Genomic DNA, 22,442 nt, shown 5'->3' on the forward strand with positions numbered 1-22,442 from the left:
GTGCGGTCTGTCCTCGCACACCCCCATGTTCGTTCGTGTCGCTTCGAAGGATGCAGATGGAACTCGCCACTCCGCCACCGGCGGCGCGGGCCCCTGTCGCCTGGTACAGCTGGTGGCTGATGCCGCTGGCCTTGGGGGGCGGGACGGTCGCCGCCACATTCATGAGCCCGGAGCGAATAACCGCGACCGTGGCCGGAGCGGCGGCCACGGCGGCCAGTGCCGTGTGTGTACGACTGCTCGTCCGCACCCGGGGTCAACTGCGGCGCGCCGAAAGCGGTTTCCGCACCTCGCAGGCCGAGCACTCCCAGCAGTGGCAGCAGCATGTGGCGGGCCTGGAGCGGAAGTTCAGCGCCGAGCGCGCCACACTGGAGGCGCAGCTGACCGAGCACTCCGGCGCCTACGAGACCCGGCTCGCCGATCGGTCCCATGCCTATGAAGGTCAACTCGCCGAGCAGGCGCGGGCGTTCGAGGAGCGGCTGACCCAGCAGGCCGCGTCCTACGAGGCGCAGCTCGCCGACCAGGCCGAGGTGTGGCAGGAACAGCTCGCCCACCAGCTCGGCGCCGTGGCCAGGCTCGCCGACGAACAACTCCCGGACGCGCTCCAGCAGTTGCGCGCGGGTGACGCCATCGACGACCTGCTGCCGGCCGCCAACCAGTGCGCGAAGGTCAGCGCCGAGCTCCAGGCCGAACTGCGCAAGGTGCTGCGGATCTCGCTCATCGGTGTCGAGGAGGAGTTCAACCGCTCCACCGCCGCCGAGCAGGCCGTCATCAGCATCGGCAACCGCATCCACGTACTGACCAGTAAGCTCCGCGGCCGACTCCACGAACTCCAGGGCGAGCACGGGCGGTTGCCCGCCGTCGCCAGCGGTCTGATGGAGCTGGACCAGGAGATCGGCCCCGCCGACTGTCTCGCCGCGAGCGTCGGTGTGCTCGGCGGCTCGGACCGGCCCGGCCGGCAGTGGCAGGAACCGCAGCGACTGCTCAGCGTGGTGCGCGGCGGCATCGGCCGGATCAAGGACTTCCACCGCGTCGACGTACGCCAGCTGCCCGAACTCGGCGTCGACGGCGGCCTGGTGGACCACCTCACGCTGATCTTCGCCCACCTCCTGGACAATGCGGCCCGCTACTCGCCGCCCACCGAGCCGGTCATCGTCTCCGGCAAGGAGGTGCCGAACGGCGTCGGCATCGAGATCCAGGACTCCGGCAAGGGCCTGAGCGAGGAGTCCAAGCGCGAGGCCGAACACGCCCTCGCCGGCACCGGTGCGGGCCCCGGACTCGGCGGTGTCTCCGAGGACGCCAGCATCGGCCTGCGGGTCGTCGGCACCCTCGCCCGCCGCTACGGCATCCGCGTCACCTTCGCGGACTCGCCCTGGCTCGGCACCTCGGTCGTCGTCGTGGTCCCGCACAAGTACTTCAGCCGGCTGCCCGCGGCGGCCGTCACCGGCACCCCCTCGTTCCAGGCCGCCGCGACGGCCGCGACCGACGAAGCGAGCCCTGGCACCGCCGTCGCGCGGAGCCCGGCCGAGACCGCCGAGGCGGCGGACACCACACCCGGCGGGCTGCCCAGGCGCCGTAGCAAACGCGGCGAGACGGCGCGGCCCCAAGCGGCCGAACGTGCCGAGCGCGCCGAACGTGCCGAGCGGACCGGGGAGATGGCCGTCTCCGTGGTTCCGCCCGACGCCTCCTTCACCGGCCTGGCGGCTTTCGCCAACGCCGGACGGGAGATTCCGGGGGAGGAACCGGCGTCCGCAGGCCGCGAGTTCACCGAGCACAGCACGGAAGAGAGCGACGAGTCCACATGACGCAACAGGGAACCGACGTGAGCTGGGCGCTCCGCGATCTGGTGGAGAGCATCCCGGAGATCCGCTTCGCCCTCGTGGCCTCCAGCGACGGCAAGGCGATCACCTCCTTCGGCGCGGAGGACCCCGACGACGTGGACCGCTTCGCCGCCGTGGTGGCCGGACTCCAGGCGCTGGCCCAGCCGGTCGCCGAGCAATTCCCCAAGTACGCGGGGCAGTTGCGGCTGGCGATGATCGAGGTCGACGGCGGCCATCTCTTCGTCGTCCGCGCTGGTGTGGAGACGTATCTCGGCGTGCTGGCCCGGGAGGGCCTCGACCAGGGCCTCCTCGGACACCAGATGCGGGACCTGGCCCGCAGGATGGGTGAACTCCTCGGCACCACCGCGCGCCTGGAGGAGCACTCTGGATGAGTGCTCCCCGCCGGCCAGTCGACCCCTCCGGTCTGGAGCGTTACTACGTCCTCACCGGAGGGCGCAGCGGACCGGGCGGTTCGGCGTCGAGCCTCGACGTGGCGACCCTCATCGTCTCCCGCGCCGCGCCCGTACCGGGCATGCAGCACGAGCACGAGGAGATCCTCCGGCTGTGCCGCGAGCCGCTGTCGGTGGCCGAGCTCGGCGCCTACCTCGGACTGCCCTTCAACATTCTCGCGGTGCTGCTGGCGGATCTGCTGGAGGCAGACCGCGTCGAAGCCCGTGACCCCATCCCGGCGCACGATGCCGGTCGCGGGCCCGACCTCGCGCTCCTTGAGGAGGTACTCAGTGGACTTGAAAGGCTTTGACCAGCCCGGCTTCGGCACCCTGGAGGCAAGCGTCGACAAGGGTGTCACCCGCTCGGTGAAGGTGATGATCGCCGGCGGTTTCGGCACCGGGAAGACCACGATGGTCCGCTCGGTCAGTGACATCAAGCCGCTCACCACCGAGGAGACCCTCACCCAGGCGAGCGCCGGCGTCGACCACCTCATCGGAGTCGCCGACAAGACGCAGACCACCGTCAGCCTCGACTTCGGCAAGATCCGCCTCAACGACGAGCTGGTCCTCTACCTGTTCGGGACGCCGGGCCAGGAGCGGTTCTGGTTCCTGTGGAACGGTCTGTTCAAGGGCGCGCTCGGCGCGGTGGTCCTCGTCGACACCCGCCGCCTCTCCTCCAGCTTCCGCGCGATCGAGGAGATGGAACGGCAGGACGTCCCGTTCGTCATCGCGCTGAACGTCTTCCCCGACTCACCGGAGCATCCGGTCGACGAGATCCGGGACGCCCTGGACCTCTCCCCGGACATCCCGGTCGTGGCCTTCGACGCCCGCGACCGCTCCTCCAGCCGTGACGTACTGGTCGCGCTGATACGGCACTTGAAGGAACGCTCGGCCGTCGTCGCACTGGAGTCCCGATGACCGACCAGACCTTAAACGGTCCCGATGCCCCGCGCGGCTGCCCCGTCGCCCACGGGTCGGCCGACGACCTCACGCGACTGTACGGGCCGGATGCGGCGACCGACCCACGCGGCATCTACGAGCGGCTGCGCGAGCAACACGGCTCTGTGGCACCGGTGTTGCTCGAAGGCGACGTGCCTGCCTGGCTGGTTCTCGGGTACCGCGACAACCGGCGGGTGCTGGACAGCCCCCGGCAGTTCACCCGGGACGCGCGGATCTGGCGGGACTGGCGCGAGGGGCGGGTGCCGGACACCTCGCCGATCATGCCGATGGTCGGGTGGCGGCCGGACTGCGTCTCCCAGGACGGCGAACCTCACCGTCGGCTGCGGGGCGCGGTGACCGACGGGTTGTTGGCGGCGGCCGGGCGGGGGGTTCGGCGGCACGCAACCTACTTCGCCAACAAGCAGATTGACGCGTTCGCGGGTGCCGGGCGCGCGGATCTGGTGGCTGACTATGCCGAGTATCTGCCGATGCTTGTGCTGACCCGGATCCTGGGGCTTCCCGCGGGGGACGGGAGTCGGCTTGTCGAGTCCAGTGCGCAGGTTCTCAAGGGTGGGGAGGACGCCCTGCTGCACAACGACCGCATCATCGAGATCCTCGGTGAACTCGCCGAGCGCAAGCGGGCCGAGCCGGGCTCTGACTTCACCACCGCGTTGATCGAACATCCGGCTGGGCTCGATGCGGAAGAGGTCGTCATGCATCTGCGGCTTGTGTTGATCGCCGCGCACACCACTACCAGCAATTTGTTGGCTCGGGTGTTGCAGCGGATCCTTACCGACACCTCGCGGCTTTCCGGGCTGGTCAGTGGGCAGTTGACTGTTTCGGCTGTTGTCGAGGAAGTCATGTGGGACACACCGCCGTTGGCCGTCATGCCGGGGCGGTTCGCTACGGCGGATCTTGAGCTCGGGGGGCATCGGATCGCGGAGGGGGATCTGCTCGTTCTGGGGCTCACCGCGGGGAATGTCGATCCGGAGGTTCGGCCTGATGCGGGGGTGTCCGTGCAGGGTAACCAGTCGCATCTGGCGTTCAGTTCGGGGCCGCACGAGTGCCCTGGGCAGAGTATTGGGCAGGCGATTCTTGAGGTCGGGGTGGATGTGTTGCTGCATCGGCTGCCGGGGTTGCGGTTGGGGGTGGCTGCGGAGGAGCTGACCTCTACGGCGTCTACGTGGGAGTCTCGATTGGATCGGCTGCCGGTTGAGTTCGCTGTGTGAGTCGGTTGTTTCTTTGTCTGCGGGCGCGTTGGGGCTGGTCGCGCAGTTCCCCGCGCCCCTAAGTGAGCTGCCCGGCCCCTTGGCCGGGCAGCTCACCCCATCTCACACTGCCAGCAGGTCGTCCACCGAACCCTTCACCGCTGGGCCCTCCTTCGCCGCCGTGTAGCGGCCCGATACCAGCGCCCATTCGTAGTTGCCGTTGATCCAGTGCTGGATGGCCTCTACGCCCTGCTGCACCCGGTGGCGTTCGTCCTCGTTGAGGGTCAACTCGTCGCACATCTGGGGGACTTGGGACTCCAGGTCGAGGTACTCGGTGAGGCAGGCGTTCGTCATGCGGTAGGCCTCTTCGGCTGCCGCTTCCCAGGACAGGGCACGGTCTCGGTGGAGTACGGCTATGAGGTTGTGGCCGTCGCCTCGGCGGCGTTCGCGTTCGAAGGAGTGGATGTCGTTCATGAAGCCGATGGTGTCGGCGGCCAGGTCACGCATGCGTTCCATCAGCGGGTGGGCCTGCACCTGAGCCGGAACCTCGAAGCCCCGGCTGCGTTCGCCGGCGTCGATGCTGTGGTGGATGCCGACCGTACGGCGCCGGAACTCCGTGTACTCGTCGAGGTCCAGCGTGCCCGCGATGCCCCGCGCCGCCAGGTCGACCTCCTCGCAGTGCGCCACCAGGAACCGGCCCCAGGATGCCGCGAACCGGGTCCGCCAGGTCAGTGACATGCCATCCGAGAGGTGGTCCCACACCTGCGCCCAGGCCACGGTGATCGGGCAGACCACCCGGGGCCTGCTGCCCGCCGGACGCAACGGCGTGACGATCAACTCCCGTGCCACGTCCAGTATTCGGTCGGCGCGGTCGGGCCGGCTCGCGTCGAACTGGTCGTCGAAGAGGAACGCCAGCGAGAACCAGTTCATCAGGACGACCATGTCCGCGGCCGACGCGTGCGGATAGGTGCGGGCCGCGGCCTGCGGGAGATCCCACGACCGGTACTCCTCGAACCCGGCCTGGCTGCGCACCAGGCCCATGTCCCAGATCCAGCGCAGATGGCGGGCCCGTGCGTACTCCAGATGGTCGCTGACGGGGGTGTCGAAGGGGAGGTCGAAGGTGACGTCCTGAGGCATGCGCTTCCTTTCGGGAGACGGAACACTGGTCCCCCCACTGCGAGCGGGCGGTCCGTTCGACCGCCCGCACCCTCGAACTGCGCTTCGTGGTACGAAAGTTGGTCCCACAAGCGCTTACGAAGCTGCCCAGAGCCTAGATGATCTACACCGCGCCCCGATCGTGATCCCCGTTACTGTTCACGCCTCCTGAGCTGCGTACACTCCCGTTCCTCCCACATAGGTAAGCGCTACCTGCGTCTCCGCGATCTCCTCCGGCGGAGCGGCGAACGGATCGCGGTCCAGGACCACCAGATCCGCCAACGCCCCCGCCGCGATGCGGCCCGTTTCGTCCAGGTGGTTCGCGTACGCCGAACCCGCGGTGTACGCCGTGATCGCCGCCGCGAGGTCGAGGCGCTCGCCCGGCAGGAACACTGGTCCCGCACCCCCGGGTTCGACCCGGTTGACCGCGACATGGATGCCCTGGATCGGGTCGGGACTGCTCACCGGCCAGTCGCTGCCCGCCGCGAGCGTGGCCCCGGACCGCAGCAGCGCCCCGAACGGGTACTGCCACAAGGCCCGTTGGGGTCCGAGGAACGGAATCGTCAGCTCGTCCATCTGCGGTTCGTGTGCGGCCCAGAGCGGTTGGATGTTCGCCACCGCGCCGAGGCGTGCGAAGCGCGCCACGTCGTCCGGGTGCACCACCTGAAGGTGCGCCAGGTGTGGTCGGGTGTCGCTCGTCCCGTTCGCGGCCCTTGCCGCCTCTACGGCGTCCAGCGCATCCCGCACCGCCCGGTCGCCCAGCGCGTGGAAGTGGCACTGGAAGCCGAGGGCGTCCAACTCGGTCACGTAGGCGGGGAGTTGCTTCGGGTCGATGAAGCTGGTGCCCCGATTGGCCGTGGCGCAGCCGCACTTGTCGAGGTAGGGGTCGAGCAGGGCGGCCGTGCCGGTCTCTGCGACTCCGTCCAGCATCAGTTTCACGCTGCTGGCGCGGAAGCGGCCGTGGCTCAACTCGGCCCGCCGCTTGACCAGTTCGGGGATCTGCTCGGCTCCTCGCTCCCGGTCCCACCACAGGGCGCCGACGACCCGCGCGGTGAGCGAGCCGTCCCGGGCGGCGGCGAGGTACGCGTCCGACGGGTTGTCCATCCCGAGGAACTCCCCGACCAGCGCGTCCTGCCAGGCCGTGATGCCGAGCGCGTGCAGATGCCGTTGGGCGTGCAGCAGTGCGGCGAGGCGGTCGGCCTGGGTGGCCGGTGGCGTGAGTCGGCCGACCAGTTGCATCGCTCCTTCCTGGAGCGTCCCGGCCGGTTCTCCCTTCGCGTCCCGCTCGATCCGCCCGTCCACCGGATCGGGCATGTCCCTTGTGATGCCCGCGAGTTGGAGGGCTCGACTGTTGACCCAGGCGCCGTGATGGTCGCGGTTGGGCAGATACACCGGCCGGTCCGGTACGACCGAGTCCAGCAGCTCCTTCGTCGGCGTACCCCCCTCGAACGCCTCCATCGACCACCCGCCCCCGGTGATCCACTCCCGCTCCGGATGCGCGTCGGCGTAGGCCCGTACAGCGGCGATGGTGTCCTCCGCCGTCTTGGCCCGCGTCAGATCGCACTGGGTCAGTTCCAGCCCCGCCGGCACCGGATGCACATGCGCGTCCTGGAACCCGGGCAAGAGCAACCGCCCTGCCAGATCGACGACTTGGGTGCGCGGCCCGGCGAGCTCGTGCACCTCGGCATGGCCCACGGCGGTGATCCGGTCGCCGGTGACGGCCACGGCGGTCGCGGTGCGGCCCTCGGGGGTGAGGACGGGGCCGTTGGTGAAGAGGAGGTCTGCGTGCATGGTTCGTATCCTTGCGGGGTTGTCAGGAGGTGGCGAGCAGCTGCGGGGCGTCGGCGTCCGTGCCTTCGCCCGAGTGGAAGTACGGCGATCTGCGCACCCACTTCGCCCACGCGGCGGCCAGGAAGCCGGACGCGATCATCGCCAGCGGGGTGAGCAGCAGGAACCAGCCGTTGTCCGCGCTGACTTCGAGGTGATCGGTGGACGTGTAGAAGGACCAGCAGAGGTAACCGCCCAGTGCCAGAAGGGAGATGGCGCTCAGTGTGGGCAGGACGACCGCGCGTACGCCCTGCCGCCAGTCCTCTCGGAGGAGCGAACGGAAACGGACGGCTGCGGCCAGGGCGGTCAGGGCGTAGGAGAGCGCTACGACGATTCCAACGGCGTTCACCGTGGCCATGATCATGTCGGCGAGGCGGGGTATCACCAGCGCGAGTGCCGCAACTGCCGTTGCCAGCGCGCCGATCAGCAGGGTGCCGAGGGCCGGAGTGCCGTAGCGGGCGCTGACCTTTCCCCAGACCGGGCCGAGGGTGCGGTCGCGGCTCATCGCGAACATGCCTCGGGCGGTGGGGATGACGCCGGCCTGGAGCGAGGCGACCGCCGAGAACATCAGGGCGACCAGGGGGAGCGCGGCCAGGGGCTGGGAGGCGAGGCGGTCGCCGAAGTACGCCAGGCCCTGGGCGCCGTGGCCCGCCAACTCGCCCTCGGACAGCACCCGTTGGAAGGCGATCGAGCCGAGCAGGAACAGGCCCAGCATGGTCACCAGGGTGATGAGCCCGGCCCGGGACGCGTCGCGTGGGTCGCGTACCTCCTCGTTCACGGTGAACGCGGCCTCGAAGCCCCAATAGCAGAACACCGACAGCAGCAGGCCCTGCGCGAGCGCCGACGCCGAGGGGATCGCGAACGGGTCGAACCAGCTCAGGCTGAAGGCGTGCGGGCCGGTGACGATGCCGTAGCCGCAGAAGCCGAGCAGGACGACGTACTCGAAGATCAGCAGTCCGGTCTGGAGGCGGGCGGCGGTGCGGACGCCGGTGATCGCGGTGAGCGTGACGGCGACCAGGATCACGATGCCCACGGCGGTTGTCTGTGCCGTCGAGCCCGGGTCGAGGGTGAGGCCGCCCGCCTCGTGCACTCCGGCCTCTCCGGCGAGCTGGATCATGGCCGAGCCGGTGACCGCCGTGGTGTACGCGAGGAACGCGATCGTCGCCACGGTTTTGAACTTTCCTGCGGATGATACCCCGCCAGTTGGCGCCATGAACCCCTCATAGCTCAACTCATACGGCAGGGGGTCTAACCCCAGCTCAGCACCCCTATCAAGAGCCTCATCAGAGTCCGGTACTCCGATGGGGCTCTCGCTATGTCTAGATCCTTTAGAACCTTGTTTGGCATCGAGACGGTTAGTTGTGCTAGCCCTTAAGAAGCGACTTGCGGAAAGCGGTACAGGCATTAGCCGATATAATATCTATTAGCGAATATAGATAGGAGGCGACATGCCTAAATCACGGGCCAAAGTGCCCAAGTTAAAGAGCTTCATGTTAGCCGAGGAAGATGTGAACAACCTCGACGAGTTAGCCCAGAAGCGAGACACATCACAAAGTGAAGTCATCCGGACTGCACTACGACAGCACTTCGTAAACAGCGGCCTAACCGTAACTGTCAGGGAGTAATCCCATGGGACTGATCTTCTTAGCCTTACTGATCCCGGGCATCATTCACGGACTAATCAAGGCATTCATCACGGTAGACAAGCTCAACGACTATGTGACAGCCGTAGGGAAACTAGATATGAAGCGGGAGTAATCATGGACGATGGCCCCTTACTGCCAAGCCTCGTCGACCGATTGGAGGTACGACCGATGCACTCCAAGGAAGCAAGAGAGTTAGCCGAGAAGCGACACTATATGCATCGCAAGCCGCAAGTCTCTTATGCGTTCGGCCTCTATCAAGACGGCTCGGTAGTTGGGGTCGTCGTCTACGGAACCCCGGCTAGCCGACACCTACAGATAGGCGCCTGCCCGTCCGACCCCTCACTAGTGACCGAACTGAACCGCGTATGGGTGGCCGACCACATGCCAGCCAATACAGAGTCCTGGTTCATCTCTCGCACACTCAAGTTGATACCGCCCCGGATCGTTGTCTCATACGCAGATACCGTTCAGGGGCACATGGGCTACATGTACCGAGCCCTCAACTTCAGGTATGCGGGATGGACCGACATGGAGAGGCGCACACCAAGATACGACTACATACCGGCTGACCCGTCGGCACATACCCGCGACGCTTTCCGTAACGGATACAAAGAGAAGGTTCGCCGTAGACCCAAGGTCAAGTACTGGACGGCTACTGGCAACAAGCGAGAGCGATTACAGCTCTATGACTTATGCGCTTGGCCGAGTCTTGATTGGCACAAGCTCCCACCACCTACCGAACACCTTCACCATAAGCTCTAAGGAGAATAAAAATGACATACATTACCAACTGGATTCCGATCACCTCCGACGGCATAGCAATAGAGGCCCTCGTATCCATGCCATATTTCGGAGCCCCTTTAGCGCATCACGAAAAAGATAAAGGACTAGCCTTCGAACCCGCCGTAATCAAGTTCCGCAAAATCAATATCGGGGTTAAGTATGGAGTGCGCTATCGAATCCCCGTCCAGTGCCTGGACAACGAAAAATCATTCCTGACCTACTTCACACACCAGGCAAAGCAATTCGCGGCGACATGGCAATCATTCGAATTGCCCGATGGCATCTATCCCGAGATCTCATGAATCCTCTAGAGATTTGGGCCGAACCGGATACCGACGAACCCGATAACGAAAGCTGGGTCCCGCTCGATAGCGAGACCCGTGACATTGAACTACATCTGATGTACCTAGCCGAGAAAGAAGACCGTGAACACTAAGCGTGCACTGGCTACAGTCCTGCTATGCCTGGTTGCTGTAGCCGGTTGCGGCAGGGGTAGCGAGAGCGCCCCTCAGAATTCGCATACGACCGCCTCTAGCCCCCGGGTGGCAGCAGTGGACACAGAGCCTAGCCCTACACCGACAACGTCTCAGAGAAGCGAAGAGGCTTTTCTCGTAGTAGCCCGAACCCAACCCATGGCATACGGAGTGCCGGACTCAAATCTCATTGCCCTGGGTGACTCGGTATGTGGGGCCCTCAATCGAGGGGTAACCGATACCGAGGTAATGGCCACGCTGGAACAGACCTACGACTATGAGACGTCAGGACACATACTCGCCGCATCCCGAGCATTCCTCTGCCCGGATAGCTAACCTAAAGGAGTCATATGAATATCGGTCACAAAGAAATCCTCACCGTATACCGCAAGAACAATGAAGAGCTTTCGTATCAGGTTATCTGCATGCGATTAGCCATCGAACAACTGGAAGCCGCCAACCAGGATCTAGAGCGGCAGCTAGCCGCAGCACAGACCACAACAGACGACAGCGAATAACAAAGGCGCCCCATGAGGGCGCCTTTGTCGTTATGCCACTCGGCGAAGTAACAGTCCCGAATCCGCTTGGAGAACCGTTGTGCCGGTACTGGCGTTCGTGGTGAACGTCAGGGTTCCGGCCGTGCTCGATGTTTTCAGGATTCCAGTGAAGAAGCACATACGCACCGATGCACTTGCAGCATATGTGTTGTTGGTGGCACCGAGAGTCGAACTGTAATCGGTTGATGTAGTGGTGTCGTTCCACTTCATTGTTGCCCCAGACGGTCCCGTCCATGACGGGGTCCAGGTTCCCGATGTGTTCTGAGCAATGATCTGCACGTCTATCCAATACTCTGCATTAGCCGCAACGGACAGGAGCAATTGAGTTGATGCCGTCTGAGCCGTTGCCGCAATGTTCTGATTGGAGGTGGACCGCACATAGCTGACAGAACCGATACCCGTGACCGACAGATTGCCGCCGACCGTCACGTTACCCGTAGCAGCAATATTACCCGTCGCCGCTATCGCAGCGGCATTCACTGTTCCCGTGAAGGTAGGTGATGCAATGTTGGCTTTTAGGTCGAGCGCTGTTTGCTGTGCCGTACTCACCGGCTTACCTGTATCAGCGGTGTTATCCACGTTACCCAAGCCGACCATCGACTTCGTAATGCCGCCCACAGTCCCGGTAAAGGTGGGCGAAGCGAGATTCGCTTTGAGGTCTAAGGCAGTCTGTTGAGCAGTGCTCACAGGCTTGCCGGTATCCGATGTGTTGTCGACGCTACCGAGCCCCACCATGGACTTGGTAACACCGCTCACGGTTCCCGTGAACGTAGGGCTTGCCTTAGGCGCCAAGAGTGCTTCCGCACCTGTAGCCCTCGCCGACTCGTTATCGACGTATGTCTTAGTAGCCGCATGCAGTCCAGTGGTCGGGGCGCCGGACAATGTGAGAGCCCCGGTAAGGGTTCCACCAGACAGGGGGAGATAGCCGCTCGAACCTCCGCCTCCGTTAGCTACGGCATCATCTACATATTTCTTGGTGGCAGCGTGCAGGTTATTGACCGGGGCCCCGGACAGGGTAAGGGCTCCAGTCATTGTGTCGCCGGATACGTTGACGTAGGTCGCCGACAGGTCTACCGCACCGTTTTGACCATCAACGGATGTAACGCCATAGGTCCTTTGCTCGGCACCACCAGGGCGGTTAGTAACCAAATCGCCTGCCCAGAAGGGACCGCCTGAGGCAGGAACAATGATGTAGTAGTTGTTACCTCCGATAAGCCTTGATGATTGACCTTCCGTGATACGCCATAGCGAGTCACCCCACTCGGTATCGATAGCCGAGTTCGGGTAAAGATCGATAGACCAGGTGTTGTCTCCGTTCACGCGAACGGAGACAAGCCCGACAATCTCTGTCTCATCTTCATCAACGAATCCGACACGTTGTGTGCCGTCGAGGTCAGTCAAGGTCGCGGTAATCACGAAGTCTGAAAGCCGGGCATCCCCTAGCCAGGTGCCATTGATAGTTTGCTTAGCCATGAGATACCCCCTTATAAGACGTACGTTGCAGTGACGGATACGTTTCCGCCACTGGCAAGGGACGCTGTGGGAGACATGGACTTGATAGTGATTGTGCCGTCCGAAGCGATAGTCGCCGCTCCGTCTGCCGTTCCACCCTTATCGAAGCAGCCCAATACTGTATCGGCGGGAATATAGCCTGAAGGCAGCGTGGCAATCAACGTGTCTGCAATGTTGCCGGTACTGTCCGCTGTGATCGTGCTACCGGTTCGAGTGACGATGACTTTGATAGAGCAGATACCGCACGATTTACGAGCGGCAAAGGCATTCGCACTGAAGCCTGTTGCGACGGTAAGGCCAGAGGTAGTTGTCTCGGTCAGAGCGGTGAATACGTCATCGGTCTTCAAAATGTTGGCAGCGGAGCGGTACAAGTTCACGTCACGTGTAGCCGAGCCGGAACCCCACTGCAACATACCGTCCGCACGAAGACGAAAGCGGTCGACGCTATCGCCGGATACAAAAGCGGCAAGCTTGTCGTTACCGCTAGCAGATGCCGAGAGGTTGACCATTCCAGTACCGGAGATAGTCAGATTACTGAGTGCTGTGCCGACGATGATTTGTGACCACGAACCGGATACCGGCGCCGAGCCATTAGAGACATAGCAGTTACCGGTATCTGTCTCACGGACGACAAGCCCCTCCCATACAGGAGAGATAGCATTACGTGCTGTGGCGTTAGCCACCACACGGAACCCAATATTCGTGTCAATCTTGTCGAGGTTGTTGTTCAACTGAGTGGCGACGTTAACGGACTCTCCTGTTGTAGCAGGCTTCAAGAGACCTAATCGCGTTGTGGTTGTGCTCATTTACTGGCCTCCTAAAGCCTGTCGTTACTTAGGTGTTCGGGTATCGGCGTTATTCTTTTTCTTGAAGTCTTCGACCTTCTGTCGCCAGAGCTTCGGTTTGCTCTTCAGCTCTTCGAGAATGTCCTGCCCGACAGGAGTGAGATCTCCGCGAAGATCTGCAATCTGCACTCCGCAACGGCCGCAGATACATTTCAGCGTGCCATCGGCTTGGACATAGAGAGTGTTCTGAAATCCGATACCCTCTACCGGGCATCCATCTGTACCGCAAACCGCAATAGCAGTAACCGAAGGCCACTCTCCCTTTTCAGGGTCCGGCCAGGTGCCATCGGCCTTCTCTGTGGGCTTACCCACCTTGGTCACCGCAGATTGCAGCGTCTTATCCATCCTCAATCCCATTAGTCTTGCTCCCTAATCATGTAATGAACTGTCGTGCTGACTGCCGCAGTACGTTTGAGCCAGATAGTGAGTCCATCGTTTGTGACACTCAGTACGGTGCATTCATTGATGGAACCGGGGTCGCCGGAGTTGACGGCAATGAACCCTGAATAGGTGCCCGCCTTCAATCCCAGACCGGAAATCGTGGCCGAGGTGTTGGTATTCGCGACCGTTGTGAACACAGCGGTGCTCGTATACCAGTTATCGCTATAGATGCCGCCGTTAACCTGAAGGTCTCCATCGACCGAAACAATACCCAGGTCGGTAACCGCGAAGCTGGTGAACGTCGATCCGTCTTCGCTTGTGGCTACGAACTGCATAAAGCCTGGACCGACATTGAAGTCTGAGGTAACCGAACCATCGTAGATGTTCTGGATGTTCACTCCGGCAGTCGGACCCGAAGCAAGCCAAAGGCGTGCCTCGTAATCGTGGATACCGTTCCCATCGTCTCCTGTCCAGACATTGGATGAGAGGATGACGGGGTTACTGATGAAATCCGTTTCCTCGTCAACGTCGTACACCTTCAAGTAGGCATAAGACGCTGACTCGTCTGGCCAAAAGCGAATCTCAGGCGAAACTGAATCAGTCGGGTTGATCTCGATACGTTGCCCGGTCGTGCCCGATGTGAGGTGACCAATCAGGGACACGCTTCCATCGTCGGATGAGATATCAACTGTCTGATCTCCCTCCGAGTTGAAAGCTTGCAAGCCCGATGAGTTCAACTCAACTCTTGCTCCACCTACACCCGTCTTGATAGACGCACCAAGAATCCAGTCAGACGAGATAGTTCCCGCCAACAGCTTGGTAACTGTCAGGTTCGAGATGTGTGAATCGTCGATGAGTTCAGCGGTAACCGTCGCTGTATCGGATGGACTTGAGCGGTTACCCGACAGGTCGACGGCTACAACCCTCACGTATACCTGGTCGGTTTCTGAGATGGGGAAGGTACCTACGGCTGGAACCTGGGAAATCATCATTCCTTGGTTGGCGCGGAGGATTCCCGCCTTAGTGGCATCAGTCGGTGTGAAGCCGTTGTCATAGCTGTAGTGGACTTCGAGTGCGGCTAGGTCGTTCTCCAGGTTGAAGGTTCCACCCGTCGCCTTGCCCAATTGGTGAGTCACTTGGATAGCGACAAGAGAGCCAGCCACCGTAGGGGCAGCGGGAGTGCTCGGCGGAATGTCATCCTGAGAAGTGGTAACAGTCTCCTGGCTAGACCAGTCACTTTGGTTACCACCGATATCCACGGCACGGATACGGAAGACGTAGTCGGTGCCGGTTGCCAAATCATGTACAACGGTTGAAGTCTCCCCCCAACCAACTACAACACTCTGCCATTGGACGTTATCCGCGAGGATAGGCTCATCCCAGGTGTTCAGTTGGTCCCAGTTAAGTGCCGCGAGATCAGCCCATGTCACATTCAAGAGGGCGCCCGCGTCTAATCGGAACTGGATCTCATAGAAAGAGCCGTCCGTGATAGCCGTTGCATCAGTATTGAGCGGCTCATCCCATACGAGTTTCTGGCGAGCCTTTGCATAGCCCTGCCCATCGAGATAGGTGGTTGTCTCAAATGAGGCAGTTACCCAATCAGGGGCGTCCGGGATTGTGTTGTTGGAGTCGGTTACGATTCCGGAGCGAACGGCGATAGTCGAGTCGCTGCTAGTGATGAGCTTACGGGTGGGGTCACCTACGACAACCTTGTTAGCCGTGACCTCTTCGAAGTGGATATTGTCCGTGAGATCAGACCAGTTGCCGTTTACGTCGCGGTAGGCAACGGTGAAGTCATCGGTAATCGACCAAGTTGATTCGGTAACTTGCACCTTCACTGGATTAAGAAGGTTTCCACGGAACTGCACTTCGTTATCAGTATCAATAAGCCCCAAGTCGGGGTCGTAGATATAGACGTAGTCCCCAACCTCGAAACTTCCGTGCACGTCATAGTCGTATGTCGAGAACTCGAAGTCCTTATTTGAGGATGAGTACTGATTCAGAGCGAGAGCCGCCCTGGTATCCGCATTATCCTCTAAGGTGTCCGACTCGCTTACGAGCCTGGTGAGCTTGAGAGGGTTGCCATGAATATCTTTGAACGGATTGAGAGACCCGTCGATATCCGCAGTGCCGGTAGCAAACGTATCGCCGGAGCCTTCGCCGAGCATGACGACGCGAGTATTGAAGTCCTCCATATCTTCCTCGTAGTCGACGCTTCCCTGTAGCGAGCGCATGAACATATCGTCGCCGGGACTTGAGCCCTTACGAATGATGATGCACTTCGGGTTAGTCACGAAGAGATCTGCATGAGGACCAGCATCTAATGTCGCGTTGCCGTTTACTCGCCATGTCACAGGAACCGAAGTCGTCGACATGGTGTCACAAATATACTGAATAGCAGACCGCGGATCTTCGTATTGATGCGTTCCGGTATAGGTACCGGCAACTGTGCCGAAGGTTCCAGGTGTTACGGCATCCGGCAGCAGGGTGGTAAGGACGGATGAGAATCCCTGAGCTGTAAAGTTCTGGGCCGTCTCATACACATCGCCCTTACCGTCCTCGTCACCTAACCAGAAAGCCATACCGACTCCGCCAATACGGATGTTGTCCTGTACGGCATTGGTACGGCCATCATCGCCAAGCATGCGGCGGCGAACCACACCGACATAGCGAGCAGCGGTTAGGAGACTGTCGCCATATTGCTTCGGGTCAACGCGACCCGGAATCAAAGCGATGTGTCCGAAGTATTGGATGGAGTCGAGTACGTCGCGAGGCACGGTAGTGCCTAGCTCGAACTCGAACTCTCCTAACTGGTTGAGTACTTCTGTTACTGACATGGTGTGTCACCTCCCTTAGCGACGGACGATGTAGGTTGATTCGGCCATAGAACCGATGTACTGCTTGAAGAGATCAGAGGCGGCATCCCCGGAAACGGGTGATCCTCCGCCCACAACGGCCCCTAGGAAAAAGTCGAGGAACGTAGTCGACGACTTGGTCATGGTTCCGTTGGTAGAGCCTGTAAAGGTGCGTGCAGAGCCGCAGGCAAAGCGGTTCCCGTCCGTGTCGTCTGAGGTCTTGGTCAGGTAGCCGGAAGCGGCTGTGTTGACGTTGGTCTCGGCGGTCACCAGGGCGACCACGTGGGTAGCGCTGGAGCTGCTTTGCAGGTAGCCCTCGACGACCCGTGAGCCTCGCCTGAGAGTCAGGTCCAGGGCGACCCTGCCGGGGCTCTGAGAAGCCACCAGGCGGAGCACGCACATCTCTGGGTCGTTGCGTAGGACAGTGGCCGCGTTCCACGTAGGGGGTGTGCCGGCCACTGTCACTCGCCAGAGCTTCGAGTGGTACGCCCCACCGGAGTACGACTGCACGTTGACCACTCCGGCCGAACTCGACGGAGAGACGTTCACCAGGGCATTGCCCAGGGACCACGAGAGGTTGCCCAACTCCATGTTGGTGCCCTCAACCTCTGCACCCATCGGTACGAGCTGGGTGTCAGTGATGCGTACCCGCCCGGTGTTGTAGTCGGCTACGTCGCACCCCCATCGAGGGGAGACGTTCGCTGGTACACCCCGGTACACGGTCATGGCGCCCTCAGCGCCGGTACGGGTCATCGAGGTGGGGTTAGTGCTGCCAGTCCAGTAGGCGTAGTGCCCGACGGCTGGACCGTGCCAACGCTCCCCCGATGAGGCGAAGTCGTTGACACGAACCGTGGCAGTCAGCCGACTCTGTAAGTCGACTTCCTTGTCTGAGCCAAGCCGGGTAAGGCTAGTTGTCCAGTTGGACGTAACCACCTCGCTTTGATAGTTGGTCATCTCAGCGGTAGTCGACTCAACTTGGTAATAGCCGTTGCGAGTCGCGTCATCCCGAAACTGGACGGCATAGATGTGGCCGGTCTGCAATCCCAAGACTTGTTCATGCAGAACCAAGCACTCTTCTACCGTGGCCGGAGGACTGGACTCCTGACCTTGCAGAGAAACCGTTCCGTCGCTCTGCTCGGATACCACACCGGTTTCCACGAGTTGGAAGCGGCCAAAGTTGATCTCGCCCCAATCAGGGCCATGAATTGCCATGTGTTAACTCCTTGCCCTGTCGTATCGGCGAGTTGCTTGAACAATCTCACCTGCGAGACTGTTGGCTATGTCTTTGCGCTGTTGCGCGTTGGTTAGATCGAAGGTTCCGGATACCTGAACAGTGATGCCGCCATTGATGACCATTCCGCTTGAACCACCTGAAGTCGTGGAACTTGCCACGGCTGTTGGAGCAAGGTTGGCCATTGACATACTTGCGGTCATTGGTCGGGTGTTCTTCTCAATACCGAGGGCGAACCCTTCGGATACATGAGCGCCAAGCCCCATCATGACCTTGGAAGGGGACTTGATACCCAAAGCCTTTTTAATCGCGGCTTCCATCGACTTAGCAATCGCCATCATTGTTGCTTCGATGGCTGCTTGCTGAGATGTGAGTCCGTCGACCAGACCTTGAGCGGCCTTAATGCCAGCTCCATACATGCTGTCGGCTACGGTCGTACCGGCCGAGTCGGCAGCAGCGGTTAGCTGGGCCTGTAGGTCATTAATCTTCTTGATATCGGCAGCACTGGCACCGAGCAATGTCTGAGCCGTTGCCATACCTCCACCGGCAATACCGGCTTCGGCGATATCACTAATAGCCTGACTGTTAAGACCCTTGGCCTTGAGCTGAGAAAGCATCGAGTTGAACTGTTGAGCTTGCCCTGTATCACTCTGCAACTGACTAATCAGAGTGTTGACGCTCGTACCGTACTTACCAGCTTTAGTGATGTTTCCGAATGACACGATGCTTGACGACACCGAGGTCTTCAGTTGGTCAAAGCTGCTCTTCAGGTTGTCGAGATTTGTTTTGGCTGTATCGAGAGCCTTGTTAACGGCTTCATACTTCTGCTCATTAGCCAGAAGGGCCTTACCCGAAGTGTTCAGCTTATTGAGAAGGTTCGTCTCGGTCTTACCGCTTGTCGAGGTGGCAATCAGGTTCTTGTATTGATTCAGACTGTCGACCAGATTACTGACCGAGCCTGAATTGCCGAGCGCGTTTTCGATCTCGTTGTTCTTGAATGAACCCTGAGCCTGCGCCATCTTTCCGAAGCTAGAGAAGGTGGTTAAACCCTCTAGCTGGGTGGCCGCACCGTGAGCCGTATCGTATTGATCCTTGGTTAACCACTGACCTTGATACAGGTACTCGGTGTGCTTAGCGCTTCCCTTACCAGCCGAGCGGGTCTTTGTGTATCCACCCACAGAGAAGCGAGGCAGCTTAGGGAACATGCCTGAGTTAATAAGGCGCATGAAATCGGGACCGTACTTATCGACGGCCGCCGCTCGCATGACGAACTCACCTGTTGATAAGCGGGCAAACAAGCTATCCGAGGTCTTCGTTCCCGGACCACTTAGTAAGCCGCTTACTCCACCACCCTTAGCGAAACGGCTAATACCGGAACGCGAGGCGAGACCACCATGAGCACCAACCACATCGTGAAGCGATCCGCTGGTGTGGTAAATCGTTTCGTTGATGTGTGTCGTACGGATAGTGATTGTCTTGTCGGATAGGCGGTCACGCTGAGCCTGAATACCTGCGATGTTATGTGAAGCGGCACCAGTAATAGCGGTAACGGTTACCTTGCCGTTAGGCAAGGTCTTCACCTTGTAACCAACAGCTTGAAGCGCCGCGATAGCAGCGGCATTCAAGGTAGATACCGTAATGCTCTTAGCTCCGGGTGTCGCCTTGATCTTTGCGATAACGGCATTCAACTGACCAATTGCCGTAGCGTTCTGTGCGGATACCTTGATGTCCTTATCGCCAACCTTGTAACCATCGATGGCCTTAAGCTGACTCTTGGCGCCGTCAGTCTTGGCGGTTACCTGGAAAGTGCCGTCCGGAAGCTGCGTGACTTGAAGTCCGAGCTTCTGGAGAATCGCGATGGCAGGCTTGTCGAGTACATCGACATTGATTGACTTCTTATCTGGAGCCGCACGGAATGCCGCCGCGATAGATGAAAGCTGTTGCTGAGCATCGGACTTGAGCTGAAGGTTAATGTCCTTCTGGCTCGGAATCTTTAGGATCTCTGCCGCATACTGCTGAGCCTGAGTCTTGGATAGACCCATAGTCGTCAGCACCTTTTCGAGTGTGCTACGGCCTTCCTTCCAAGCGGCTTGCGCCTGGTTCCAATCTCCGGTCTGCTTATAGATAGCCAAACCGTTAGCTTCAGATGCTGCCGCTAACTGGTCAGCCTTTTCCGAAGCATCACGCTGAGCCTGACTGTTCTGCACCAGTCGGCCGTTCTGCATATCCAGAACTCCGGCATACTGCTTAGCCGCAGCAACAGCATCGTCAGCCGCTTGCTCGTATTGGCGGGTCGCCTCGCTTGCATCACGGTTGACGTTGTTCATAGCGAATAGGGAATCGGTCAATCCCTTAACGCTGTCATCGAGTGCTTTGAGGTGTCCCTGTGTGGCTACGGCCCGATCACCAAATGTGCCCATCGAGATAGCGGCCAGCTTGTTAGCTGTCTCCTGGTCTAGAAGTGCTTTGTTGTAGTCCTTGAGCCACTTCTCACTATCCTTGCCGCTAATGCCTAGCTTCTGCACAGCCTCAGCCGCGACGTTTGCATAGCCGTCAGACACCATCGACGCCAATGACTTATCGAGGCCGTCGACTTTCTTGCCCCAGCTCTCAATAGACTTTCCGCCGTGCTCGGCATTGTCGATGACTTTGCGAGTCCAATCGGAAACGGCAGTGCCACCCATGAGGTGTTCCCAGCCGCCGATGTTCTCTTTGATTCCCTTGTTCAGGGTATTGAAGCCCTCGGTGATACCGCCGATATCTCCGAATGTCTTCTTCAGTTCTCCACCGAAATTGCCAGACTGAGCTAGTTGACCGAGTGAGGTCTTCAGCTTGTCGACGTTCGGGGCGGCAGATACCGCAGATGAAGAGAAGTGATCGATAAGAGCCTTGCCGGCCAGCAGTACACCAACCGCGATACCGAGCGCTCGAACCGCTACGGCCGTCTTACTGATGACACCAGCAGACGCACCGATCTTTGTCAGCGCAGGCCCAATAGCGGCAACCATTGCTTGCTGGGAAACCAATAGCTTAAGAGCCATGAAGAGCTTGCCGACTAACCCGGCTACAACACCAAGCACCTTTCCGGCAACGCCGATCAGTTTCATCCCTAGGGCGAGTGACATGAGAGTTGTCACGAAGCCATCAGGTAATGCCGACACCATGCGGGCAAAGCCCGCTGCACCCTGAATCAGAACTCCAGCAAGCGGACCAGCATCGTTCATTACCTTCAGCAGGGCTTCAGCGATATCTGTAAGAGCCTTCGCCATTGCTGGACCGGTGCTCTGCATACGACTGACGAATTGCTGCCACTCGGGGTTATTGGCAATGTTCTTGAACAGGTTGACAATGTCGTCACCCGCACCAGAAATCTTGGCCTGCAACTGGCCTGAATTGAACAGGCGAGTAATCTTCGCCGTGAGGTCATCCATACCGCGACCCATAGATTGGGTCATGCGGATAAAGAGCGGAGTAGCCGCAATAGTCAGCTTGGTTAAGTTGGCCAGGATCTGACCCGGCATAGGGACCAAGGGGTCCATGGCAATCTGGAGTCCGCCGAACATTGTCTTCAGCAGACCCATACGGGAAAGGTTGGTAATCGAGGTCATACTCAGCTTGGTCATGTCGTTTAGCTGCATAGCCATGCCGCCTAACCCAACAGTCAGGTCAGGGATAGTGTTGTGAGCCATTGCCCGGAATGAATCGTCCAGACCGTCAAAGAGCGTGTTCTGTACGGACTGCTGTAGCTCGTGAAAAGCACCCTTGCTGGTGATCACTGCCTTCACGAAGCTCTGAGCTGTAGGTGTTAAAGCCTTCATAGCCTGAGCGAACTGTTTAGCCCCTTTGGTGCTAGCAGTAATTGCGTTGATAACGCCGTTGCCACCAACAGCCACGGTGCCGAACACTAGAGCCAGCTCAGAGAACGCAGGGATAAGACCGAGAGATCCTGTACCTACAGCCTTGATAGCAGGCAATAAGGCAGCGATGGCCGGCGGGCCTAAGGCACCAATAGCCACAACAATCTTTGTCCAACGTCCGAGGTGTGTCCCGGATGAATCGAGATCCTTGTTCAGCAATGCAAGTTCGGCGCGTGCCTTCGCGGTATCTACATCGACCTTTGCTCGGAACGTGAGGTTGCGCCCCATAGCGTCGAGACGTGCCTTAGCCGCAGCAATCTGCGCGTCTAGCATTCCCTCTTTGAGGTCTGCATTGAATGTGATCGAGGCCCGAACCGCTGCGGCAGCCCTACCCGCCTCCGCGCGTAACTTGAGCTGATTGATGCGGGGGTTGAGGTCGATAGGGATATCAACGTCGCTTGCGGACACGGTCCTAGCCGCAGCCTGTAATTTCGCCGCAAACAGCGTGGTGTCAATGTCCGGAGTTACGGGCACGCTAAAGCGACCCTTAAGTGCGTCGACCTCAGCCTTGATTTTCGCGCGCATAAGAGTCGCATCAATATCGGGGTTGATATCAACGTCGGCATTGAGGTTGAGCCCCTTGATACCAGCCATCATTTTGGCTCGGGCTTCGGCTACGTTGAAATCGGTTTTGATTTGGATAGTGGCTGACTCGCCTGCCCCTGCCTTCTTTGCAGCGGCACGGACCTGAGCACGAAGCCCAGTTGAGTCAGCGTTAAGCCTGATCCTCGCGTCGATACCTGCGAGAGCGCGACGCACACCGTCTTGGGCATCGCGGCGTAAGCCGCTTGTGTCGGCGTTAATCTCGACCCAAGCGGAAGCAATTTTGAAGCCTTGTGGCATGGTG

General features: G+C 60.3%; 19 protein-coding genes. 10 read left to right on the top strand and 9 right to left on the bottom strand.

What is annotated here, in order from left to right; all coding sequences use genetic code 11:
* Nucleotides 1-56 precede the first annotated feature (56 nt).
* The 5 genes from SPR02S_RS14770 to SPR02S_RS14790 are packed head-to-tail and all read left to right on the top strand — an operon-like array spanning nt 57 to nt 4,434.
* The gene (locus SPR02S_RS14770; RefSeq protein ID WP_043258277.1) at nt 57-1,802 is read left to right on the top strand and encodes an ATP-binding protein; all 1,746 of its coding nucleotides are present in this window, start codon (nt 57-59) and stop codon (nt 1,800-1,802) included.
* Entirely contained in the window at nt 1,799-2,209 is a 411-nt protein-coding gene (locus SPR02S_RS14775; protein ID WP_019057749.1) for a roadblock/LC7 domain-containing protein, read from the top strand. Before SPR02S_RS14770 ends, SPR02S_RS14775 begins: the two co-directional genes overlap by 4 nt.
* The gene (locus SPR02S_RS14780) at nt 2,206-2,577 is read left to right on the top strand and encodes a DUF742 domain-containing protein (protein ID WP_019057750.1); all 372 of its coding nucleotides are present in this window, start codon (nt 2,206-2,208) and stop codon (nt 2,575-2,577) included. Before SPR02S_RS14775 ends, SPR02S_RS14780 begins: the two co-directional genes overlap by 4 nt.
* A complete protein-coding gene (locus tag SPR02S_RS14785; RefSeq protein ID WP_019057751.1) occupies nt 2,558-3,184 on the top strand; it encodes a GTP-binding protein in 627 nt (208 codons plus the stop codon). The genes SPR02S_RS14780 and SPR02S_RS14785 overlap by 20 nt, the downstream gene beginning before the upstream one ends.
* Nucleotides 3,181-4,434: a cytochrome P450 gene (locus SPR02S_RS14790; RefSeq protein ID WP_019057752.1), complete on the top strand. Its 1,254-nt coding sequence runs from the start codon at nt 3,181-3,183 to the stop codon at nt 4,432-4,434. The genes SPR02S_RS14785 and SPR02S_RS14790 overlap by 4 nt, the downstream gene beginning before the upstream one ends.
* A gap of 102 nt (nt 4,435-4,536) precedes the next feature.
* Here SPR02S_RS14790 and SPR02S_RS14795 read toward each other — a convergent pair whose 3' ends face one another.
* The 3 genes from SPR02S_RS14795 to SPR02S_RS55745 form a co-directional block, all read right to left on the bottom strand.
* Nucleotides 4,537-5,550 (bottom strand): 7-epi-alpha-eudesmol synthase, encoded by a 1,014-nt coding sequence (locus tag SPR02S_RS14795; protein WP_019057753.1) that lies wholly within the window; start codon nt 5,548-5,550, stop codon nt 4,537-4,539.
* A gap of 177 nt (nt 5,551-5,727) precedes the next feature.
* Entirely contained in the window at nt 5,728-7,359 is a 1,632-nt protein-coding gene (locus SPR02S_RS14800) for an amidohydrolase (RefSeq protein WP_019057754.1), read from the bottom strand.
* 22 nt (nt 7,360-7,381) lie between these two features.
* Nucleotides 7,382-8,800, bottom strand: coding sequence for an APC family permease (locus SPR02S_RS55745; RefSeq protein ID WP_506409600.1), 1,419 nt, complete (start codon nt 8,798-8,800; stop codon nt 7,382-7,384).
* 85 nt (nt 8,801-8,885) lie between these two features.
* Between SPR02S_RS55745 and SPR02S_RS66130 the strand changes: the two genes are divergently transcribed.
* The 5 genes from SPR02S_RS66130 (at nt 8,886) to SPR02S_RS63035 (ending at nt 10,815) form a co-directional block, all read left to right on the top strand.
* On the top strand, nt 8,886-9,020 hold the full coding sequence (locus SPR02S_RS66130) for a ribbon-helix-helix protein, CopG family (RefSeq protein ID WP_373283318.1): 135 nt from the start codon (nt 8,886-8,888) through the stop codon (nt 9,018-9,020).
* Between the two features lie 135 nt (nt 9,021-9,155).
* Nucleotides 9,156-9,803 carry a Mom family adenine methylcarbamoylation protein gene (locus SPR02S_RS66440; RefSeq protein WP_444545437.1) on the top strand — a complete coding sequence of 216 codons (648 nt, stop codon included), beginning with the start codon at nt 9,156-9,158 and terminating at the stop codon, nt 9,801-9,803.
* An 11-nt stretch (nt 9,804-9,814) separates the two neighbouring features.
* A complete protein-coding gene (locus SPR02S_RS63030) occupies nt 9,815-10,126 on the top strand; it encodes a hypothetical protein (RefSeq protein WP_158697814.1) in 312 nt (103 codons plus the stop codon).
* Between the two features lie 249 nt (nt 10,127-10,375).
* On the top strand, nt 10,376-10,633 hold the full coding sequence (locus SPR02S_RS66135; RefSeq protein WP_373283319.1) for a DUF732 domain-containing protein: 258 nt from the start codon (nt 10,376-10,378) through the stop codon (nt 10,631-10,633).
* A gap of 14 nt (nt 10,634-10,647) precedes the next feature.
* A complete protein-coding gene (locus SPR02S_RS63035) occupies nt 10,648-10,815 on the top strand; it encodes a hypothetical protein (RefSeq protein ID WP_158697816.1) in 168 nt (55 codons plus the stop codon).
* A 30-nt stretch (nt 10,816-10,845) separates the two neighbouring features.
* On the opposite strand, the gene SPR02S_RS63040 is transcribed toward SPR02S_RS63035, so the two are convergent.
* From SPR02S_RS63040 to SPR02S_RS63060, 6 genes are read right to left on the bottom strand one after another with little or no spacing between them, the layout of a single operon-like run.
* The gene (locus SPR02S_RS63040) at nt 10,846-12,327 is read right to left on the bottom strand and encodes a hypothetical protein (protein WP_158697817.1); all 1,482 of its coding nucleotides are present in this window, start codon (nt 12,325-12,327) and stop codon (nt 10,846-10,848) included.
* Between the two features lie 11 nt (nt 12,328-12,338).
* Nucleotides 12,339-13,172 carry a hypothetical protein gene (locus tag SPR02S_RS63045; protein WP_158697818.1) on the bottom strand — a complete coding sequence of 278 codons (834 nt, stop codon included), beginning with the start codon at nt 13,170-13,172 and terminating at the stop codon, nt 12,339-12,341.
* A 24-nt stretch (nt 13,173-13,196) separates the two neighbouring features.
* A complete protein-coding gene (locus tag SPR02S_RS63050) occupies nt 13,197-13,556 on the bottom strand; it encodes a hypothetical protein (protein WP_158697819.1) in 360 nt (119 codons plus the stop codon).
* A gap of 11 nt (nt 13,557-13,567) precedes the next feature.
* A complete protein-coding gene (locus SPR02S_RS63055) occupies nt 13,568-16,429 on the bottom strand; it encodes a phage tail protein (protein ID WP_158697821.1) in 2,862 nt (953 codons plus the stop codon).
* Nucleotides 16,430-16,444: 15 nt separating this feature from the next.
* A complete protein-coding gene (locus SPR02S_RS14815) occupies nt 16,445-17,659 on the bottom strand; it encodes a hypothetical protein (protein WP_019057757.1) in 1,215 nt (404 codons plus the stop codon).
* Nucleotides 17,660-17,662: 3 nt separating this feature from the next.
* Nucleotides 17,663-22,438: a hypothetical protein gene (locus SPR02S_RS63060; protein WP_158697822.1), complete on the bottom strand. Its 4,776-nt coding sequence runs from the start codon at nt 22,436-22,438 to the stop codon at nt 17,663-17,665.
* Nucleotides 22,439-22,442 lie beyond the last annotated feature (4 nt).

Source organism: Streptomyces prunicolor NBRC 13075, assembly GCF_000367365.1.
GTDB lineage: Bacteria > Actinomycetota > Actinomycetes > Streptomycetales > Streptomycetaceae > Streptomyces > Streptomyces prunicolor.

Coding starts and splice junctions, on each gene's coding strand:
- SPR02S_RS66130 (WP_373283318.1), top strand. CDS start 8,886: ATGTTAGCCGAGGAAGATGTGAACAACCTCGACGAGTTAGCCCAGAAG.
- SPR02S_RS14790 (WP_019057752.1), top strand. CDS start 3,181: ATGACCGACCAGACCTTAAACGGTCCCGATGCCCCGCGCGGCTGCCCC.
- SPR02S_RS55745 (WP_506409600.1), bottom strand. CDS start 8,800: ATGCCTGTACCGCTTTCCGCAAGTCGCTTCTTAAGGGCTAGCACAACT.
- SPR02S_RS63060 (WP_158697822.1), bottom strand. CDS start 22,438: ATGCCACAAGGCTTCAAAATTGCTTCCGCTTGGGTCGAGATTAACGCC.
- SPR02S_RS14780 (WP_019057750.1), top strand. CDS start 2,206: ATGAGTGCTCCCCGCCGGCCAGTCGACCCCTCCGGTCTGGAGCGTTAC.
- SPR02S_RS63040 (WP_158697817.1), bottom strand. CDS start 12,327: ATGGCTAAGCAAACTATCAATGGCACCTGGCTAGGGGATGCCCGGCTT.
- SPR02S_RS14770 (WP_043258277.1), top strand. CDS start 57: ATGGAACTCGCCACTCCGCCACCGGCGGCGCGGGCCCCTGTCGCCTGG.
- SPR02S_RS63030 (WP_158697814.1), top strand. CDS start 9,815: ATGACATACATTACCAACTGGATTCCGATCACCTCCGACGGCATAGCA.
- SPR02S_RS14815 (WP_019057757.1), bottom strand. CDS start 17,659: ATGGCAATTCATGGCCCTGATTGGGGCGAGATCAACTTTGGCCGCTTC.
- SPR02S_RS63050 (WP_158697819.1), bottom strand. CDS start 13,556: ATGGATAAGACGCTGCAATCTGCGGTGACCAAGGTGGGTAAGCCCACA.
- SPR02S_RS14795 (WP_019057753.1), bottom strand. CDS start 5,550: ATGCCTCAGGACGTCACCTTCGACCTCCCCTTCGACACCCCCGTCAGC.
- SPR02S_RS63045 (WP_158697818.1), bottom strand. CDS start 13,172: ATGAGCACAACCACAACGCGATTAGGTCTCTTGAAGCCTGCTACAACA.
- SPR02S_RS63035 (WP_158697816.1), top strand. CDS start 10,648: ATGAATATCGGTCACAAAGAAATCCTCACCGTATACCGCAAGAACAAT.
- SPR02S_RS63055 (WP_158697821.1), bottom strand. CDS start 16,429: ATGTCAGTAACAGAAGTACTCAACCAGTTAGGAGAGTTCGAGTTCGAG.
- SPR02S_RS14800 (WP_019057754.1), bottom strand. CDS start 7,359: ATGCACGCAGACCTCCTCTTCACCAACGGCCCCGTCCTCACCCCCGAG.
- SPR02S_RS66440 (WP_444545437.1), top strand. CDS start 9,156: ATGGACGATGGCCCCTTACTGCCAAGCCTCGTCGACCGATTGGAGGTA.
- SPR02S_RS14775 (WP_019057749.1), top strand. CDS start 1,799: ATGACGCAACAGGGAACCGACGTGAGCTGGGCGCTCCGCGATCTGGTG.